This is a genomic window from Nannocystis sp. RBIL2, assembly GCF_026626745.1.
GTDB lineage: Bacteria > Myxococcota_A > Polyangia > Nannocystales > Nannocystaceae > Nannocystis.
The window spans coordinates 5074088-5089978 of the sequence record NZ_JAPNJW010000001.1; the positions used below are offsets into that span (position 1 = coordinate 5074088).

Annotated in this window: 11 protein-coding genes; 4 read left to right on the forward strand and 7 right to left on the reverse strand. The window is 70.7% G+C overall.

All coding sequences use genetic code 11. From position 1 onward, the window contains the following. Positions 1 to 238: 238 nt before the first annotated feature. The gene (locus OV090_RS20145) at positions 239 to 1174 is read right to left on the reverse strand and encodes a hypothetical protein (protein WP_267705487.1); all 936 of its coding nucleotides are present in this window, start codon (positions 1172 to 1174) and stop codon (positions 239 to 241) included. Between the two features lie 63 nt (positions 1175 to 1237). Here OV090_RS20145 and OV090_RS20150 point away from each other — a divergent pair, with 63 nt between their 5' ends. Continuing rightward, positions 1238 to 1894, forward strand: coding sequence for a glutathione S-transferase family protein (locus tag OV090_RS20150; protein WP_267705488.1), 657 nt, complete (start codon positions 1238 to 1240; stop codon positions 1892 to 1894). A gap of 124 nt (positions 1895 to 2018) precedes the next feature. Further along, a complete protein-coding gene (locus OV090_RS20155; RefSeq protein ID WP_267705489.1) occupies positions 2019 to 2837 on the forward strand; it encodes an SRPBCC family protein in 819 nt (272 codons plus the stop codon). Positions 2838 to 2963: 126 nt separating this feature from the next. Here the strand turns inward: OV090_RS20155 and OV090_RS20160 are convergent, their stop codons facing one another. Together OV090_RS20160 and secA are read right to left on the reverse strand one after the other, a co-directional pair. Next, positions 2964 to 3368, reverse strand: coding sequence for a hypothetical protein (locus OV090_RS20160; protein ID WP_267705490.1), 405 nt, complete (start codon positions 3366 to 3368; stop codon positions 2964 to 2966). A gap of 78 nt (positions 3369 to 3446) precedes the next feature. After that, entirely contained in the window at positions 3447 to 6548 is a 3102-nt protein-coding gene (secA, locus tag OV090_RS20165; protein ID WP_267705491.1) for a preprotein translocase subunit SecA, read from the reverse strand. Positions 6549 to 6656: 108 nt separating this feature from the next. Between secA and OV090_RS20170 the strand changes: the two genes are divergently transcribed. Next, positions 6657 to 7592 (forward strand): LD-carboxypeptidase, encoded by a 936-nt coding sequence (locus OV090_RS20170; protein WP_267705492.1) that lies wholly within the window; start codon positions 6657 to 6659, stop codon positions 7590 to 7592. Between the two features lie 223 nt (positions 7593 to 7815). On the opposite strand, the gene OV090_RS20175 is transcribed toward OV090_RS20170, so the two are convergent. Both OV090_RS20175 and OV090_RS20180 read right to left on the reverse strand, forming a co-directional pair. Beyond that, positions 7816 to 8484 carry a hypothetical protein gene (locus OV090_RS20175; protein ID WP_267705493.1) on the reverse strand — a complete coding sequence of 223 codons (669 nt, stop codon included), beginning with the start codon at positions 8482 to 8484 and terminating at the stop codon, positions 7816 to 7818. Between the two features lie 662 nt (positions 8485 to 9146). Then, positions 9147 to 9743 carry a Maf family protein gene (locus tag OV090_RS20180; RefSeq protein WP_267705494.1) on the reverse strand — a complete coding sequence of 199 codons (597 nt, stop codon included), beginning with the start codon at positions 9741 to 9743 and terminating at the stop codon, positions 9147 to 9149. Positions 9744 to 9888: 145 nt separating this feature from the next. On the opposite strand from OV090_RS20180, the gene OV090_RS20185 reads away from it, so the two are divergent. Then, a complete protein-coding gene (locus OV090_RS20185; RefSeq protein ID WP_267705495.1) occupies positions 9889 to 10173 on the forward strand; it encodes a winged helix-turn-helix domain-containing protein in 285 nt (94 codons plus the stop codon). Here OV090_RS20185 and OV090_RS20190 read toward each other — a convergent pair. Beyond that, positions 10127 to 12079, reverse strand: a complete 1953-nt coding sequence (locus OV090_RS20190) for a serine/threonine-protein kinase (protein WP_267705496.1) — start codon at positions 12077 to 12079, stop codon at positions 10127 to 10129. The genes OV090_RS20185 and OV090_RS20190 overlap by 47 nt on opposite strands. Positions 12080 to 12235: 156 nt before the next feature. After that, entirely contained in the window at positions 12236 to 15790 is a 3555-nt protein-coding gene (locus OV090_RS20195; RefSeq protein ID WP_276599925.1) for a serine/threonine-protein kinase, read from the reverse strand. Between the last annotated feature and the right edge of the window lie 101 nt (positions 15791 to 15891).

The following is a 15891-nucleotide window of genomic DNA, read 5'->3' on the forward strand; positions in this document are numbered from 1 at the left end:
ACGCTGCTCAGCCCGCAGCTGCACCGAAGCTGCCTGTCTCTTCGGCCATCTCAACCGCCGCTCGGCCACGGCCGCGTCGCGTCGATCTCGCACTGCGGCGAGCGGCGCCGAGAGCCGAATCAACCTGTCTCTTCGGCCATCTCAAATCGCCACGCCGAAATCTGTCTCTTCGGCCATCCCCAATCGAGAAAAGAGCGCGGCCGGTCACCCCGCCGCGCTCGCTGCACTCAGGCTCGCCTCAGATCCCGCAAGACCACTTGGCCAGCGGGTCGGCGCCGCCGTCTTTGAGCTTGAAGATCCGGTCGCCGCCGCCGCCGTCGGTGAGGACCGCGTTGACCCACACTTCTTGCGACTTGTCGCCGTCGAGGTCGATGAACGCGCGGACCGTGTAGGTCTCGGTGTCGTTGCGCGACTCGAGCAGCGGCACCCACTTGCCCGGGGCGGTGCCGCGCTGCAGCAGCACGCCGCTGTACGACAGCTTCTCGCTGTCCTTCGGGTTGACCACGTAGACCGAGAACAGCTTGTCGGCCTGGCCGTCGCCGTCGACGTCGAACGACACCGACTGGTTGATCTGCAGCTCGGCGTCGGGCTTGACGAGCTCGGTCAGCGCCTTCTTCTCGTCCTCGCTGGCCACCCGGCCCTTCTCGCTGTAGGTCTCCGGGTCGACGCGGTTGATCAGCTTGCCCATCGACTTCGGGAACACCGCGTAGTCGAACGTCTCGCCGGAGTCGACCGAGGGGATGCCGATGCTGGTCGGCTTGTCCTCGCCCGGCTGGCACATCGAGCTCTTGGGCGCCCCGGCCTTGTCGAGCTTCTCGACGCTGTTCGAGCGCAGGTACACCTCGTCGCCGGCCTTGACCAGGCCGAGGCAGTCCTTGCCGCCCTCGAGCTTCTTCTTCGCGCTGTCGTAGCAGCCGATCGGGATGAGCGCGCCGTCGACCGTGAAGAACACCGCGCTGGCCTCGGGCGGCACCGGCCCGCTGAGGTCGAGCGCCTGCACCGCCTTGTCGAGGCTGGTCGCGTCGTTGCGCTTGGTGTCAATGACCTCGGTCTTGGCGTCGGCCTTGGCGTCCTTGGCGTCGGCCTTGGCGCCCTTGGCGGGGTCGCTGGCGCCGCCGCAGGCAGCGAGGACGAGGGCGAGCGTGAGGGGGTAGGCGGCCTGGCGTGCGATCATGGCGGGCGCACGATAGCAACAGGACTGTCCACCGCCAAGCCGCTGGCCTACCCTCCGGAGCGCATGTCCAGGCCGCACAGCCCCGAGCTTCACCTCGTCATCGGCGACAAGCGCAAGTCGTCGTGGAGCCTCCGCCCGTGGCTCGCGCTGCGGGCCACCAGGTACCCCTTTCGCGAGCGCAAGATCCTCCTCGATCGCGACACCACGCGCGCCGAGCTCGAGGCCGCCTCGCCGACCGCCCGAGTGCCGGTGCTCCTCGACGGCGAGCTGGCCATCTGGGAGTCGCTGGCGATCTGCGAGACGCTCGCCGAGTGGTTCCCCGCCGCCGGTCTCTGGCCCGCGGACCCCGGCGTCCGCGCGCAGGCGCGCAGCGCGGCGACCGAGATGCACGGCGGCTTCGCCGACCTGCGCGGCGAGATGCCGATGGATCTGACGCTGCGCACGCGGGTCACGCCGTCGCCCGCGACGCAGCTCGAGATCGAACGGATCTGCCAGCTGTGGCGCGACTGTCGGGCTCGCTTCGGGGCCGGCGGCGACATGCTCTTCGGGACATGGTCGATCGTCGACTGCATGTACGCCCCGGTCGCGACCCGCTTCCGCAGCTACGGCGTCGCGCTCGACCCCGTGTGCGCGGCCTACGTCGACGCGGTCCTCGCCACCCCGGACATGCGCGCGTGGACCGAAGAGGCCGAGCTCGAGGCCGCCGGATCTGCGCCCTGAGCAGGCGGCTGGCGGCCGCGGACGCGTCGGCGCGGCCGCCTCAGCGGGCTCGACCATGACCTCGCGACTTGCACGACACGGCGACCAGAACCAAAACATGGCGCCGCGCCGCGGTAGAGGTGCCATGTTCGACAAGCTCCGAGACCTGCGTCGCCACCTCGGCGACCGAAACGATTGGCCTGATGAAGTCAACGTGCATCCGCTCGAGCGCGCCGCCTCCCTGGCCGGCGCCGTCGGTTGCTTCGCACTGGCGGCGGTCCGGCGCACCTGGGGCAGCATCCCGGTGATCGCCGTCGGCGGCGCGCTGCTGCACCGGGCGCTGACCGGCCACAGCCCGCTCTACGCCCGCCTGAAGGTCAGCACCGCCCACGGCGTGCGCGGCCCCAGTGCCAGCGTGCCGCACGGCCAGGGCGTCAAGCTGCTGCACACGATCACCGTGCGCCAGCCGCCCGAGCGCGTGTACCGGTTCTGGCGCGAGCTCGACAACCTGCCGCGCTTCATGCGTCACCTCGAGTCGGTCACCGTGCTCGACGAACGCCGCTCGCGCTGGCGCGTGCGCGGCCCGGCCGACATCTCGGTCTCCTGGGACGCCGAGATCATCAACGACGTCCCGGGCGAGCTGATCGCCTGGCGCTCGCTCGAGGGCGCCGAGCTGCCGAACGCCGGCTCGGTCCGGTTCGAGCGCGGCGTCGGCGGCCACACCACCCGCATCACCGTCAACCTCGAGTACCACCCGCCGGCCGGCGTGATCGGCACCATGATCTCGAGCGCGCTCGGGGCCAACCCGGAGAAGCAGATCGAGTCCGACCTGCAGCGCTTCAAGGAGCTGCTCGAGACCAACGTGCCGCACGCCGACGCGCCGCAGCGCGGCCGCCTGCGCGACGTCAAGGACCTCGAGACCGCCCGCCAGGTGCTGCAGCTCGACGACCTGACCAAGAACTGACCCCGGGGTCACGTCGATGCGCGCGTGCCCCCGGGCGACGCGCGCGTCGTCGCGACCGCCGCAGCGCATGTCCCCTAAGACATTCTTCAAGGGACATGCCCGAGGGGGCATGTCCCGAGCGCCATCTCAGAGCTCGCGGCGGGCCCCGAGCGCGCCGCCGAGCCGCCCGGGGATCAGGCACGCGAACGGGGCGGCGAGCACGAGCCACATCGGGTGGGGGATCACCCACAGGTTCATCGCGCTGGCGACGAGGAGCACGAGGCCGACGATCACCCCGAAGCGCTGCGGGCGGCGGCCGCTGGCGACCAGCGCGGCCACGGCACCGCCGCAGAAGGCGCCGGTGGCCCAGGCGATCGGCACGAACGCGAGGGCGAGGAACGGCGCCTGCTCGATGTAATCGCGGATGGCCTCCGGGTCATCCACCCGGAGCTCGCTCGGCGGCGGAAAGATGGCGTGGCCGATGAGCTCGACGACCATGATCGCGAACACGGCGACCGCGACGCCGAGGACCACTGCGAACAGGTTGCGCATGGCCGGGAAGGTACTCCCCGACCTCCGCAGCGGCAACGGCCGTCACGGAGCGCCGGGGACGAACTCGGCTTCGACCGCTCAGGCCGCGACTTCTTTGCCGTGGCACTTGCGGTAGAGCTTGCCCGATCCGCAGGGGCACGGGTCGTTCTTGCCGACCTTCGGCAGCTTCTTCTCGGCCGCCGGCGGCGCTTCCGCCTCGGCCGCCGGCGGCGCTGCGCCGGCGGGCTGAGCGACGCGCTCGCGCACGGCGCGGGACGCCTCCTGCAGCTTGGACAGCTCGGCTCGCACCTGGGCCATCTGCCGCTGGGCCGAGGACACCTTGTCGCCGGCCTGGCGGGTGGCGCGGGTGACGGCCGTCTCGTACTCGGCGCCCTCCTCGGCCTGCCGCTTCTGGTCCGCGGTGAGCTTCATCGAGGTCACCTTGCCTAGCACGGTGTTCTCGATGCCCTCCCACATGTCCTTGAAGAGGTTGAAACCGCGGATCTTGTACTCGTTCTTGGGGTTGCGCGTGGCGTAGCCGACCAGGCCGATGCCGGTGCGCAGGTGCTCGATGTTCTTGAGGTGGGCGATCCACTGATCGTCGATCTCGCCGAGGTAGAACTGGCGGACGTAGAACAGGAACGTGTAGAGGTCGAACTCCTGCTCGGGCCGGGTCAGCAGCGCCTCGACCGAGCGCCACACGCGATCGACCAGCTTGTCGACGCTGTCCTCGACCTGGCTGAGGTCGGTCTTGACCTTGAAGCGCTCGAGCAGCGCCTTCTCGAGGCCGGGCAGGTCCCACTCGTCGGGGTGGACGTCCTCGGGGCACAGCTCGAGCACGGTCTGCTCGACCAGCTTGAACGCGAGGTCGTGGACGCGCTCGCGCTGCTGGATGAGCGAGCGAGCGACCACGTCGATCATGCGCGCGAGGATCTTCTCGCGGTCGTGCTTCACGTCCTCGAGGTTCACCAGCGCGCCGTAGTGGCGGTAGAGCTCGTGGGTCAGCTTCTCGGGGACGATGCCGCCGGGCGGCAGCACGTTCGGCACGATCGGCTGGCCCTGCGCCTCGAACACCGCGGCGGTGTGGTTGTTCAGGATCTGGGTGATGCGGGTGCGGACCGTCTCGGACAGCGAGCTGACGGTGTGCGGGCCCGACTTCTCCGGCGGCGGCGGCAGGCTCTTGGCCTGCTCCTTGCGCGCCTGCTCGTCGAGGATCTCCGGCTGGTAGCGGCCCTCGAGGATCTGCTTGCGCAGGGCGTAGATCGCCTTGCGCTGGTCGTTCATGACGTTGTCGTACTCGAACAGGTTCTTGCGCGTGTCGAAGTGCATCGCCTCGACGCGCGACTGGGCGTTGGCGATCGCCCGGTTGACCAGCGGCGCCTCGATCGGCACGTCCTCTTCCATGCCGAGGCGCTCCATCAGGCCGGTGATCCGGTCGGCGCCGAAGATCCGCATGAGGTCGTCCTCGAGGCTGAGGAAGAACCGCGAGCGGCCCGGGTCGCCCTGGCGGCCCGAGCGGCCGCGCAGCTGGTTGTCGATGCGGCGGCTCTCGTGGCGCTCGGTGCCGACGACGTAGAGGCCGCCGGCGGCGAGGACCTCCTTCTTCTCCTCGTCGCACTGGGCCTTGATCTGCTTGAACAGCGCCTCGTACTTCTCCGGCTCCTTGTCGGGGTCGAAGCGGGCGCGGGCCATCATCTCCGGGTTGCCGCCGAGGAGGATGTCGGTGCCGCGGCCGGCCATGTTGGTGGCGACGGTGACCGCGAACTTCCGCCCGGCCTGGGCGATGATGTACGCCTCGCGCTCGTGGTTCTTGGCGTTGAGGACCTCGTGCGGGATGCCGGCGCGCTCGAGCATCGCGTGCAGCACCTGCGACTTCTCCACGCTGGCAGTGCCGAGCAGGACCGGCTGGCCGCGCTTGTTGGCCTCGGTGATCTCGTTGACGACCGCGCGGAACTTGCCGCGCTCGTTCTTGAAGACGAGGTCGTCCTCGTCCTTGCGCTGGATCGTGCGGTTGGGCGGGATGACGATGACGTCGAGGTTGTAGATCTTGTGGAACTCTTCGGCCTCGGTGTCGGCGGTGCCGGTCATGCCCGCCAACTTGTCGTACATGCGGAAGTAGTTCTGGTACGTGATCGTCGCCAGCGTCTGGCTCTCGGGCTGGATCTCCACGCCCTCCTTGGCCTCGACCGCCTGGTGCAGGCCGTCGCTCCACCGCCGACCCTCCATCTTGCGCCCGCGGAACTCGTCGATGATGACCACCTGGCCTTTTTCGACGATGTAGTTGACGTCCTTCTTGTAGAGGACGTGGGCCCGCAGCGCCTGGAACACGTGGTGCAGCAGCTCGTTGTTCTCGGGCGCGTAGAGGTTCTTGCAGCCGAGCAGCCGCTCGATGCGGTCGACGCCGGCGTCGGTCAGCTGCACGCTGTGCGCCTTCTCGTCGACGGTGTAGTCGAGGTCACGCCGCAGCGACGGGACGACCTTGTTGACGGTGATGTAGGTCTCCGGCGGCTTGTCGCTCTCGCCGGAGATGATGAGCGGCGTGCGGGCCTCGTCGATCAGGATCGAGTCGACCTCGTCGACGATCGCGTAGTACAGGTCGCGCTGCACGTACTTCTCGATCGTCTCCTTCATGTTGTCGCGGAGATAATCGAAGCCGAACTCGTTGTTGGTGCCGTACGTGATGTCCGCGCGGTAGTTCTTCTGCCGCTCGGTGTGGTACATCCCGTTGACGATCACGCCCGTCGACATGCCGAGGAAGCCGTAGATCTGGCCCATCCACTCGGCGTCGCGGCTGGCGAGGTAGTCGTTGACGGTGATGAGGTGGGCGCCGCGGCCGACCAGGGCGTTGAGGTAGAGCGCCGAGGTGGCGGTGAGGGTCTTGCCCTCGCCGGTGCGCATCTCGGTGATCTTGCCCTGGTGCAGGCCGATGCCGCCGATCATCTGCACGTCGTAGTGGCGCATGCCGAGCACGCGCACCGAGGCCTCGCGCACGGCCGCGAACGCCTCGGGGATGAGGTCGTCGAGCGGCTTGCCGTTGGCGACCTGCTGCTTGAAGTCGGCCGTCAGCGCCTTCAGCTCGGCGTCGCTGCGGGCCTTCATCTTGGGCTCCAAGCCAGCGATCGCGCTCACGAGCGGCTGCAGCTTCTTCATCTGCCGCTCGTGCTTGGTGCCGAAGATCTTCTTGATGAGTCCGTTGAACATGGCGGGCCGTGCGCGGGCAAAGGGTACGGGCGAGGCGCGCCCGTGTCCACGCGGCATGATCGCAGAAGAAAGGCGATAACTGACACGCCCGCTGGTACTGTCGCGCCCGTGAAGGCCGCTCTCGTGCGCCCGCCCTCGTCTGGCCCCAGCGGCCGCGTCGTCGTCGTGGCCCCGTCCGGCCCCGTCCCCGAGGCCAGGCTCGCCGAGGGCCTCGCGGCCCTGCGCGACTTGCAGATCGGTGAGATCTCGCTCGCGGCCAACCTGGGCGTAAAGACCGGCTATTTCGCCGGCGAGGACGCCGTCCGCCTGGCCGCGCTGCAGGCGGCGCTCGACGACCCCGAGGTGACGGCGATCGTGTGCGCGCGCGGCGGCTACGGCCTGACCCGCCTGCTCCCGCACCTGCGCGCGGAGCGATTTTCGGCCGCGCCCAAGCTGCTGGTCGGCTTCTCCGACGCGACCGCGCTGCTGTGCTGGGCCCTCGGCGCCGGGGTGTGCAGCGTCCACGGGCCGGTGGTGACGCAGCTGTCCGCCCTGCCGCAGGCCGACGCCCAGCGCCTGGCGACGCTGATGCGCGGCGAGCTCCCCGCCCCCCTGTCCGGCGACGAAGGGGTCGGCGAGGCCCGCGTGGCCGGTCCGCTCGTGCCAGCCAACCTCGAGGTGCTGCGCTCGCTGGTCGGCACGCCGTGGCTGCCCGACCTGGCCGGCACGATCGTGGCGCTCGAGGAGATCGGCGAGCGGCCCTACCGCCTCGACCGCGCGCTGACGCAGCTCATCACCAGCGGCGCGTTCGCCGGGGTGCGCGGGTTCGCGATCGGTCAGCTGTACGCGTGCGACGAGCCGCCCGCGGGCAACCCCGACAGTCCCGACGCGCGCACGGTGGTGCGCGAGCGCCTGCAGTCGCTCGGGGTACCGCTGGTGCTCGGCTTGCCCTTCGGCCACCTGCCGCACGAACACGCGGCCCTGCCCTGCGGCTCCCGCGTCGAGCTCGACCCCCGCCGGGCGACGCTGTCGCTGCTCGAGCCGGTGGCGGTGCGCCCGGGGTGAAGGCGGCGGCGACGGGCTGAGGCAGCGAGCAACTTGGTCTTGCACACTCGCCCTCGGACTGGGCAGGCCTCGCACGCGGTCGAGCTCGCGTCCCTGCGAGTCACCGCCCGAGCAGGATGTCGAGCGCGGCCGCGGCATCGCGGTCGAGCTCGCCGTTCGAGCGAGTGATCGAGCGCGACCGCGGCGAAGCAGCGTGACGGTCGAGCTCGCATTGGAAAAGAGGTCACCGGCCGAGCAGGTGATCGAGCGCGGCCTGGGCTTCGGCGCGTGTCGCCGCGGCGAGGGGGATCTCGAGCTCGCCGGTCGTCAGCGGCCCTTGCAGCGTCGGCGCCGTCAACACCTCGTCGTCCTGAATCACCGCGAGTCGGTGGCCGCGATGCTCGGCGGTCAGCGCCGCGAAGCGCTGGCTGTCCTCCGGCGCCAGGCGCACGCGGATCCGCGGCCGGTTGTCGGGGCCCTCGATCAGGTCGGCGGCCGCCAGCTTGCGCAGCACGAGGCCGCCGGCGCGGACGCAGTGCATGCGCCAGTAGGTCTGGCCCTGGCCGTCGCGCAGGCGCTCGTAGCCGAACTCCTGGTCGGCCGGCGGGGCGAGCTCGGGGTGGGTGCGGATGTAGTCCTCGAGGACATGTTTCTCGGGACCTGTCGCGAAGTTCTCCTGAACCGCAGGCCCGCCGTCGACGCCGGCGACCTCGCCCGACTCGACCTCGAGGCCCGACTGCGGATCGGCGCGGACGGCCTCGGCGACCCGTTTCAGCGCGCCCTTGGAGTCGTCGACCGGCGTCAGCACCAGCGGCCGCACCAGCTCGACCTCGGTCTTCGCGGCGCCGGTGCAGCCCGCCGTGACGGCGGCCGGGGCGAGCGCGAGCGCAAGGACGAGCAGCGATCGGAGCATGACCGCAAGATAGCGGGTCCACGGCCGAACCGAGGCCGCGGCCGCCCGAAGCGGACGCGAGGCAGGTCGCGGCACGGCGCCGCATACTGCCCGGCCGAACAAAGCTCATCCGTCGCGCGGTTGCGCGCTGCTCGCCCGCCATGCGCACCACGGCGGAGCCCGCCGGTTCACGCTCGGGCTCGCGGCGACGTTCGCAGGCCGCAGCCGAGCCCGCCGTGAGTGATTTTCGCCGACCGGCGCCTGCGACGGCGGGGCTCGCCCGCGAGCGAGCGCGACGAGGTTCGCGCGCAACGCCGCCGAAAATTGTTTGCGACCTCCAGCCGGCGCCCGGGTCCTCGGACAACGGGCCGGGCCAGATGACGCTCGGCCGCGGCCACTTCGACGACCTCGAGCCTGGCGAGTCGATCTGGCGCAGCGCAGTGCGACGTCACAGGCCGCGCGAAGGAGGGCGAGACCAGCACCGAGCTGGCCGGCGCTGCTATCGCGACGGCGAGCTCATTGACGGCGCGTGCGGGTGAGCCGTTGCGTGGGCTCGTGCGAGCTCGCGGTCGGCAGCGGGCAATCGCCGCGCGGCTCGACACTCACGAACCAGCGCTGCGTGATCTGCGACGCATGCATCACCTGCGCGGCTCGACACTCACGCACCGCGCATGCATCACCGGTCACGGGCCCGGGAGCAGGCCGGCGGTGCGGAGCAGTCGGGCCACTGCGAGCAGCGGCAGGCCGATGATGCCGGTGAAGTCGCCGCTGTCGATGCGGGCGAACAGCTTGATGCCGGCGTCCTCGATGCGGAAGCTGCCGGCGCAGTCGAGCGGCTGGTAGCGGCGGACGTAGGCCGCAGCCTCGTCCTCGCCGTAGGCGCGCATGGTCAAGGTCTGGACGTCGACGGCGGTGTCGCTGGCGCCCGAGGCTGCGTCGAGCAGGACCACGCCGGTGACCAGCTGAAAGGTCGCCCCGGACAGGCGCATGAGCTGGGCGATCGCCTGGTCTTCGGTACCTGGCTTATGGAGCAGCTCGGAACCGGGCCCGACCGCGACCTGGTCGGCCCCGAGGATCCACGCATCCGAGTTCGCAGATCGCAAACTTTCTGCCTTGCCCAGGGCGAGCCTGAGGGCGAAGCCCGGGGCGCCGAGTTCGCCGAAGTGCGCGTCTTCGGCTCGCTCGTCGTACGCGGGCGCCGCCGTGAAGAACGGAACATCGAGGCGTTGCAGGAGTTCGCGCCGGTAGCGCGAAGTCGACGCTAGAACAAGGTTCCGCATGGGTTTCAGGAATCTCTCATGACAAAACGGGCGGGGCCGGCGCGAGCGAGTTGACCGAAGGTGATGATTTCTTCATATTCGAGACCGGAGACTCATTGTGCCCGATAGGCCCTCGGAGTGGACGTTTCTGACCAATCACGCGCACGTGCTCTTCTGCGTGGCGCAGGACCCGGAGATCCGTCTGCGCGACGTCGCAGAGGCAGTCGGCATCACGGAACGAGCGGTCCAGCGGATCGTCACCGAACTCGAAGAGTCGGGATACATCACCCGCCACCGAAGCGGACGTCGCAACTTGTACGTCGTGCACAAGGACCTGCCGCTGCGCCACCGCATCGAGGCGCACCGTCAGGTCAGTGACCTGATCGGGCTCATCGTCCCGGAGGTCACTTCCCGCGCTTCTTCTTCTTCTTCGCCGCCGGCTTCTTCTTGACCGGCTTGGCCGGGGCGAAGGCCTCGGGAAAGCGCCCGGCGTAGGCGGTGCGGACGGTGGCCAGGAGCGCCGCCGCCTGGTCGCAGGCCGGATTGGCGGGGGCGCCCGCGGGCGTCACCGGGGCCACGGCCGCCTTGAGCGCCGGGACGTAGTCGGCCAGCGGCTCGGCCTGAATCGCCTGCAGCGCCGGCAACGCGGCCGCGCACGGGTCGGGCGCCTCGGCGAACTGCTCGAGGTCGCGGCGGCGGTTGAGGACGACGTCGATCTGGGCGGCGGCGTCGGCCGGGAGGGCGTCGCGGATCTGCCGCCGCTGAGCCCAGGTGGCCCACGACTTGGCGTCGTTGATGTAGTGGACGAGGATCGGCACGCCGGCGGCGCCGAGGTCGGTCGCCAGGGCGATCGCGGCGTCGGTGTACGGCCGCTTGCGCAGCAGGGCGTCGACCTCGTCGATGAAGCCGAGGTCGCGCTCGAGGTCGGGCGACTTCTTCAGCACCTCGCCGTAGCGGCGCACCGCCGACTCGTGCATCGTCGGCCGCCTGGCCAGCTGCCGGGCGTCGCGCCACACCAGCTGCGCGTGGCCCGGGTAGCGCTCGAGCAAGGCGTCGATCTGGGTCTGCGCCTCGTCGAGCTTTCCCTGCTTGATCAGGTCGTCGAGGGTCGCCAGCTCGAGCTCGCTGGGACCTGGCGCAGGGGACATGGCTGAAGGGCCAGCTCCGCCGGTGGCCGCCGGCTCGCCCGCCTTGCCCGGGTCGGCGGGGCTCTCGGCGGCGAGCGGATCGGGCTGGGTCGGCGCGGGCGAACCCTCGCTGAAGAACAGCCAGTAGATGAGCCCCGCGGAGGCGAGCGCGAGCACGACGCAGCCGGCGATCGCCGCCTTGAACCACGTGCGCCGCGACCAGCGGTCGGTCTGCAGCACCGACTCGACGAAGTCGAGCTGGCGCGGCCGCAGGGCCTCGGGCAGCGGGCGGGTGGCGGTGTCGGTGGTGACGGAGCCGATGTCGATCAGCGGGTCGGAGGTGTCTCCGCGGCCCTTGTGCGACATGTTGCTGCGGTAGCGCTCGAGCGCGGCGCGGACGGTGCGGGCGTCGGGGAACCGCTGCTCGCGCTGCTTGGCCAGCAGGCGGTAGACGATCGCGGCCAGCTCCTGCGGCACGTTGTCGGGCAGCTGCGGCGGCTCGGTGCTGACCTGCATGCGGATCAGCGCGATCGCGTCTTCATGGTTGAACGGGAGCCGCCCGGTCAACATCTGGAACATCAGGATGCCGACGGCGTAGAGGTCGGCGCGCGGGTCGATCTCGACGCCGAGCGCCTGCTCCGGGCTCATGTACTGAGGTGTCCCGAAGACCATGCCGGCGCGCGTGAGCGGGTCACCGGCGTCACTGCCGACCAGCTTGGCGATGCCGAAGTCGACCAGCTTGAGCAGCTGGTTGCCGTGCGCGTCGCGGGTGAGGAACACGTTCTGCGGCTTGAGGTCGCGGTGGATCACGCCCTGGCTGTGCGCGTGCTCGAGGCCTCGCAAGATCTGGATCGACCACTCCACCACGCGCTTCGGCGCCGTCGGCTCGGTCAGCAGGTCGGCCAGCTCGACGCCCTCGAGCAGCTGCATCACGAGGTAGCGCATGCCGTCCTCGGTGGTGCCGTAGGCCGACACGTGGATGCAGTTCGGGTGGTCGAGGCGGGCCGCGCTCTGGGCCTCGCGGTCGAACCGTCGCACCAGCTCGGGGTCGCGGTTGAAGTCCGGGTGCAGGACCTTGATCGCGACGTCCCGCATCATGATGACGTGGCGGCCGCGGAACACCGCGCCCATGCCGCCCTCGCCGATGAGCTGGTCGAGTCGGTAGGTGCCGTCCAGGACGGTGCCGACCAACGACGCGAGGTCGCGAGGGTTGCCAGCCGCGGCGTTCATGTCAGCGCCTGGTCTCGAACGTCGCCGCGTAGTCTAAGGGTGGGGGTCATGAGGTGGCCTCGAGGGCTCGAGGCAACACGGACATTAATGCAGGCCCGGAGGGCCGGGAAGCGGAAATCAGGCCGGACGCGCGTGGGGCAGAACACTGTGCCGGCGTCAGCGCAGGGGCTTGGTCCGCACGGTGTCCTGGTCGGGGGAGACGGTCTGCGCGTCGGCCTCGTCGGGGGTCTCGATGAAGCTCGTGCCGCGGTCGCGCTCGATGCGGCTGAGCGCCTCCTGAGCCCACTGCGCGAGGCTGAGCTCATTGGTCGAGTGGAAATCGGCCAACATCTCTTCGAGCTCGCGGCGCGCTCTCGGGCTCTGCCCGAGCATGTGCGCGACTTCGGCGTCGAGCAGGCGCAGCTGATGATGGGCGAACTGCTCGTTCTGGATGGTCTGGATCCCGCGCCGCGCCTCGGCGAGCATCGCGGCGCCCTCCTCCACTTCGCCCATGCGGGCCAGCGTGTAGCCGAGGAAGCCCCGGTTGAGGTGGAGGTGGTAGGCAAAGCCGTGCAGGCCGGCGAAGCGCAGGGCCTCGCGGAAGCTCTCGGACGCGCCCTCGAAGTCGCCGCTGCGGAGGAGCAGGTCGCCGAGGTTGTGAAGCGGGTTGATGAGCATGCGCGTGACCCCTGCAGCGCGCAATTGCTCCAGGGCGGCGCGGGTCTCCGGAATCGCTCGTTCGGGTTCGTTGCCGAGCACCGCGAGGTAGGCGATGCCGGAGATATAGGCCTGGCGCTGCAGCACCGACACGCGCGACGCGAGCGGCTTGGCCTGGTCGTGCAGGCGGCGAGCTTCGGCCAGCTGTCCGGCGAGCGAGAGGCAGCGCAGGCGGGTGCCCATGACGTGGCAGACGTAGTGATCCTGCGCGTCGGGGAGGTCGAGGATCTCCATCGCCTCCTTCGAGCAGCGGACCGCGCCGTCGATCTCGCCGGCGCCGAGCAAGATCTCGGCGCGGCGGTTGGCGATCCGCAGCTCGAGGATCCGGTCGCGCGCCTGCTTGGCCGCGAGCGCGGCATTCTGCAGGCGACCGAGCGCCATCTCGGCGTCGGAGCCGCCGTCGAGGGTGTAGCGGTCGACGAGGCCGAGCCAGAACACCGCCTGGGCCCGATGGTCGCCGAGCAGCTCGGCGACGAGGATGCCGGCCTCGTGCTGCGCGGCCTCGCGGCGCGGGTCGTTGAGCGCGCCGGGGGCCCGCTCGACCAGGTTGAGCTGGGCCCGCAGCAGTCGCGGCAGGCCCTGGACCCGGCCGAACTTGCGCAGGCGAATGATGACCCGCTCGAGCACCTGGGCGGCGAGGTTCGGCTGACCGGTGGAGAACAGGTCCTCGGCGGCCTTCTCGAGCTCGCTGAGGTACTCGAGGCCGTCGGCGGCGGCGTCGAGCAGGCGGGCGCGCAGGAACACGAACTGCGGGTCGACCGTGGTCTGCTCGGCGATCCGCTCGGCCAGCTCGAGGCGCGTCTCGGACAGCGAGTCTTCGTAGCGGATGCGCACCGCCTCGCGCACGCTCGCGTGGGCCAGCACGACCTGTGAGGCGCCGGTGATGGCGCTGCGCAAGATGAGGCCCTCGCCCTCGAGCCGCTCGAGCGTGCGGCGGAAGCGTTCGCGCCGCAGGTCGGTGAGGTGCGCCAGGCGCTCCTCGTCGATCGGCGCCTCGATCAGGTAGAGGATGCTGGCGACCTCCCAGGCCGACACGCCGAGCGCGTCGAGGCGGGCCTCGCTGCGCTGGGCCAGCGTCTTGTGCAGCTGCTCGGCGGCGGCCGAGGCGGAGCGCAGGACCCAGGTGTCGTTGTCGCGGACGAGGATCGACTCCTCGATCAGGACGCGCAGGGTCTCGCGGAAGCTCAGCGGGTGGCCGCCGGTGAGCTTGTCGAGCATGGTGACGAGCTCGCGCAGCGCCGGCGCGTCGCCGAGGATGCCCTTGAGGACATCCATCATCTCCTTCTGCGTGAACGGGCGCAGGTTCCACAGCTCGACCAGCTGCTCGCGGCTCAGCGCGACCAGCTGCGGGCGGAACTTCGGGTGCGGCTCGGTGGTGATGCAGAGCAGCGCGCGGGCCTCGTTGTGGTCGATGGCGCGGGTGAGCTGCTCGACCAGGACGCGGGTGGTCTCTGTCCCTCGGGCCAGGTCGCTGAGGTAGAGCACGTAGGGGTGCTCGGCGGCGCAGCGGACCAGGAACTCGGTCAGCTGGGCGGCGGCGGCCGACTCGTGGCTGCGGTCGCGGGCGGCGCGGATCAGGTCGGGGTACTTGCGGACGGCCTCGCTGCGCTCGCCGAGCGCGGTGGCCAGCTGCAGCACGACCGGCGCGAACGGGCCGAGGCCCTCGCCGTCGCCGGTCCAGCACGAGCCCTCGACGAACAGGCCGTCGCCGAGCTGGATCTCCCGCCGCAGCTCGTTGAGCAGGCGGGTCTTGCCCATGCCCTCCGGCGCCTCGACGATGACGGTGCGGATCACCCGGCTGCCGCGGTTGCGCGCGGAGTCGGGGCGCAGCACGTCGTGGGCGCGCAGGAGCAGGATGTCGAGGTAGTCGGCGCGGTCGACGAACGGCAGCAGCTCGACGAGGACGCGGGCGAACTCGCGGCGGTCCTGGGCCGACTTCTGGCGGTCGCGGATGTGGCTCGACTCGCGCCGCAGCAGCTCGAGCACGATGCTGCGGGCGCTCTGCGGCCGCAGCTCGGGGTCAGGCGAGAGCATGCGGCCGACCAGCTCGGCGACCACCGGGCCGCACTGCTGCAGCAGCGCGCCGGCCAGCTCGGGGCGCCAGTCGATCGCGTTGCGCAGCGCCTCCTTGAAGGTGCGCGAGGGGAACGGCCGCACGCCGCGGACCGCGGTGTAGATCGTCGCGGCCAGCGAGTAGATGTCGGCGCGGCTGTCGATGACCCCGCCGCGGACCTTCTCCGGCGCGCTGAAGCCGGGGGTGCCGCGGACCTTGATCAGCTCCTCGTTCTCGTCGAGCTGGTCGAGCGCGAGGTCCTTGAGCTTGCGGTGGTGACGGAACAGGCGCGCGAGGCCGAAGTCGATCAGCTTGGCCTGCGGCTGGCCGCCTTCGGATTCGGGCTGGCAGACGATGACGTTGCTCGGCTTGATGTCGCCGTGGACGAACCCGACGGCGTGGATGTAGTCGAGCGCGCGCGCCAGCTGGACGAACAGCTCGACGATCGTCTCGCGCGGGGCGGTGCGCAGGCACTCCTGCAGCGACACGCCGGCGAGCAGCTCCTGCGTGAAGTACACGCCGCCGTCCTCGCAGCGGCCGAAGTCGTAGACCGCCGCGAGGTTCGGGTGGTGCAGCTGGGTCAGCAGGCGGAACTCGGCCTTGAACTCGGCGATGTCGTCGCTGACCGCGCCCTGGGTGGCGCCGAAGCTGCGGGTGATCGGGGGTCGCCGGGCGCCGTCGAGGCGCGCGCTCGAGCTCGCGGCGGCCGCCGTCGGCTGGACGGTGCTGGCCGGCGCGGCCTCGCTGGAGCGCGAGCCGGGCGCGTCGAGGCTGGCGTCGCGGCGGATCAGCTTGAGCGCCACCGGGCGCTCCTCCAGCTCGTCGTAGGCCTCGTAGACGGCGCCGAAACCGCCGCGCCCCAGCAGCCCGCGGACCTGATAGCGCCCGGCGATCTTGTCCGGCATCGGCGGCTCCGCCCCGTCCGCCGTGGGCTTCGATTGCTGCGCGTCGGACTGGTTCATGGCGCGAGATGGACGGGGCGGCGATCAGGCGCTCGCGGTGCGCGGACAACGGACCCGTGCCGCCGCCCGGAACCGGCCGAACGCGAGGGACGAGTATTCCA

Coding starts and splice junctions, on each gene's coding strand:
- OV090_RS20160 (WP_267705490.1), bottom strand. CDS start 3,368: ATGCGCAACCTGTTCGCAGTGGTCCTCGGCGTCGCGGTCGCCGTGTTC.
- secA (WP_267705491.1), bottom strand. CDS start 6,548: ATGTTCAACGGACTCATCAAGAAGATCTTCGGCACCAAGCACGAGCGG.
- OV090_RS20180 (WP_267705494.1), bottom strand. CDS start 9,743: ATGCGGAACCTTGTTCTAGCGTCGACTTCGCGCTACCGGCGCGAACTC.
- OV090_RS20150 (WP_267705488.1), top strand. CDS start 1,238: ATGTCCAGGCCGCACAGCCCCGAGCTTCACCTCGTCATCGGCGACAAG.
- OV090_RS20145 (WP_267705487.1), bottom strand. CDS start 1,174: ATGATCGCACGCCAGGCCGCCTACCCCCTCACGCTCGCCCTCGTCCTC.
- OV090_RS20190 (WP_267705496.1), bottom strand. CDS start 12,079: ATGAACGCCGCGGCTGGCAACCCTCGCGACCTCGCGTCGTTGGTCGGC.
- OV090_RS20155 (WP_267705489.1), top strand. CDS start 2,019: ATGTTCGACAAGCTCCGAGACCTGCGTCGCCACCTCGGCGACCGAAAC.
- OV090_RS20195 (WP_276599925.1), bottom strand. CDS start 15,790: ATGAACCAGTCCGACGCGCAGCAATCGAAGCCCACGGCGGACGGGGCG.
- OV090_RS20175 (WP_267705493.1), bottom strand. CDS start 8,484: ATGCTCCGATCGCTGCTCGTCCTTGCGCTCGCGCTCGCCCCGGCCGCC.